This is a genomic window from Neorhizobium alkalisoli (assembly GCF_007829835.1).
In the GTDB taxonomy this organism is placed as follows: Bacteria; Pseudomonadota; Alphaproteobacteria; order Rhizobiales; family Rhizobiaceae; genus Neorhizobium.
In genome coordinates, this window is the sequence record NZ_VIWP01000033.1 from 1 (window position 1) to 2,450 (window position 2,450).

The 2,450-nt window shown below is 54.0% G+C and carries 3 protein-coding genes; all 3 read left to right on the forward strand.

What is annotated here, in order from left to right; all coding sequences use genetic code 11:
* Window positions 1-827 precede the first annotated feature (827 nt).
* Entirely contained in the window at window positions 828-1,226 is a 399-nt protein-coding gene (tnpA, locus tag FHW37_RS33330) for an IS66-like element accessory protein TnpA (RefSeq protein ID WP_145643857.1), read from the forward strand.
* On the forward strand, window positions 1,223-1,570 hold the full coding sequence (gene tnpB / locus FHW37_RS33335; RefSeq protein WP_081177312.1) for an IS66 family insertion sequence element accessory protein TnpB: 348 nt from the start codon (window positions 1,223-1,225) through the stop codon (window positions 1,568-1,570). Before tnpA ends, tnpB begins: the two co-directional genes overlap by 4 nt.
* Before the next feature lie 66 nt (window positions 1,571-1,636).
* Window positions 1,637-2,362 (forward strand): IS66 family transposase, encoded by a 726-nt coding sequence (locus tag FHW37_RS33340; protein WP_246691064.1) that lies wholly within the window; start codon window positions 1,637-1,639, stop codon window positions 2,360-2,362.
* Window positions 2,363-2,450: the final 88 nt, after the last annotated feature.

Here is a 2,450-nt window from a genome sequence, read left to right on the forward strand (position 1 = left end):
TCAGCGCATTTTTGGTGGGATATCCCAGCTGGCGAATGGTCGCGTTAAGCCGCTTGCCAAGCCGGATATAGAGTTCAACTGCTCGAAGTCTGTCTACGTAGGAATACATGAACTACCTCCTGGTGGTCCAAGTTTTCGTCCGCACCCCCACCGGCTCAGTTCCGCGTGGAAACCAACACATAGGACGTTTGAGAACTAAACCGCTGCGATCTTCGAGGAAAGAAGACCGTTCCAGTGGTTTCGTTCCTTAAGCTTATTTAGTGTTTCTCATGACTTGGAAATCGCATTACCAATAAGATTTGTCATTTCTAACGTATATTTTCTTATCTGTCAATTAATATTCGATGCTTTGAAGTTTAATTTAAAGTAGTTTCTGTTTGATTCAGAAAATCTCCCTGCGGGAGAGAGTGTGACATTCGTAAACTCATGTCGCCCACTTCCATTGTTATTATCTGAATCAAAAATGTGGTTGGGTCGGAATTATGATATAAAGACAAGTAGGAAGAGTGGAATTTTTTTGGTAAGAAACTCTTTTAATACTATAAAGGAAATATTACTCATTTTTTTTCACCATCTCAATTCAGTCTATCAGATCATATAACCCTTCTACCTGTTCTTCTCTTAGGTAGTTGCGACCTGAGACAGTATTGGATCAATTAATGATCGTCATGCTGATGAAAGGGCATCGTGAAGCCTCAGCGGAACGATGATCCACAAGCCCTTCGGGCATGATGTAAGCGTCCGGTGAAGCTGCCTTTGAGATTTTCCGCGAACACCTGAAGTTACGTCACTAATTCCGTCATTAGAGACGTCATCAGGGATGAACTATGGGCCGCATGGAGATTTTGACAGGCGTCGAGCGTCGGCGTGATTGGTCCGACGACGAGAAGCTTTCGATACTACAACAGGCGGCGGACCCGGATGCCAGGATCGCCGATGTCGCTCGGCGGCACGATATCAAACCCCAGCAGATTTACACGTGGCGGCGGAAGTTCACAGCGGAGCAGACTGAGCCAGTGGTTTCTTTCCTGCCGGTCGCATTGATCGCGACGCCATCGAGCGACGAGGCTGAGCGTCCGGCACCAGTGGACAAGCCTACCACAAAGCGCTCGGCACGGCCCATACGGATCGAGATCGGTTGCAAGGGCGGTCGCGTCTTGAAGGTGGAAGCCAACATTGCGCCTGATGTCCTGAAGGCACTGATCCGCTCGGTTGAAGACGCATGATCGCGCCAGGCGCAAATGTGCGCGTCTATCTCGCCTGCGGTGTGACTGACATGCGCAAGGGGATCGATGGCCTGATGGCGCTGGTGCAGTCGTCGCTTCGCCAGAAGCCCGCGTCCGGCTCGGTGTTCGCGTTTCGAGGGCGTCGTGGTGATCGCATCAAGCTGCTGTTCTGGGATGGCCAGGGATTTTGCCTCTACTACAAGGTCCTGGAGAAAGGGCGCTTTCCGTGGCCGTCTGCGACCGACGGCACGGCCCGACTGACGGCAGCGCAGTTGTCGATGTTGTGGGAAGGTATCGACTGGCGGCGACCCGCCTGGACATCTGCGCCGACACGGGTTGCGTAGAGTAGAGGCCAATCTTTACAGACAGATAAGTGGTATTCTGAGGCCAAATCGGGTATAGATTTTGGTATGGAAGAAGACCATTCGAACCTGCCGGAAGACATCGATGCATTGCGAGCCATTATCGCTGCGCAGGCCGATCAACTGGCTGAACAGGCTCGAAAGCTTCAATCCCGCGACACCCTGATCGACAAACTGAAGGCGCAGCTTGCAGTTCTCAAGCGGGCACGGTTCGGCTCGTCCTCCGAGAAGATGGACCGCGCCATCGAACAGCTCGAACTGGCGTTGGAAGATATCGAGGCGGCAGAGGCGGAAGCTATGGCCCCTGCATTGTCGTCGACTGCCAGTCCGGCAAAGGCCAAGCCGAGCCGCCAGCCATTGCCCGATCATCTGCCACGCCATGACGTGACGCACCAGGCAACTTGCGCATGCCCGGTCTGTGGCGGCTCCGACTTCATCCGTGCAGGCGAAAGCGTCAGCGAAGTTCTCGATTATGTCCCGGCCTCATTCCGTGTCGTGCGCCATGTCCAGCCCCGCTTCACCTGCAAGGGCTGCGATACGCAGATTAAGGCCGACATGCCGTCGTTGCCCATTGAACGCGGCAAGCCGGGACCGGGGCTGGTTGCCCATGTGCTGATCGCCAAATATTGCGATCACCTGCCTCTTTATCGCCAATCCGAGATTTATGCGCGGGAAGGCGTCGATCTGTCCCGCTCGACCATGGCCGACTGGATCGGCAAGGCCAGCACATTGCTGGAGCCGCTGCTAGCGAAGCTTCGAGACCATGTTGCATAGCGGCAATCTAGGTAAGATTCAGCGTCAATCAGGATGAGACTCGCGCCGGGGTGTGACGGAGTGAGGGCGTAGCCCGATCGTAGTCATA

Excerpts from the sequence above, each read along its gene's own strand:
- tnpB (WP_081177312.1), top strand. The coding sequence starts at position 1,223 with ATGATCGCGCCAGGCGCAAATGTGCGCGTCTATCTCGCCTGCGGTGTG.
- FHW37_RS33340 (WP_246691064.1), top strand. The coding sequence starts at position 1,637 with ATGGAAGAAGACCATTCGAACCTGCCGGAAGACATCGATGCATTGCGA.
- tnpA (WP_145643857.1), top strand. The coding sequence starts at position 828 with ATGGGCCGCATGGAGATTTTGACAGGCGTCGAGCGTCGGCGTGATTGG.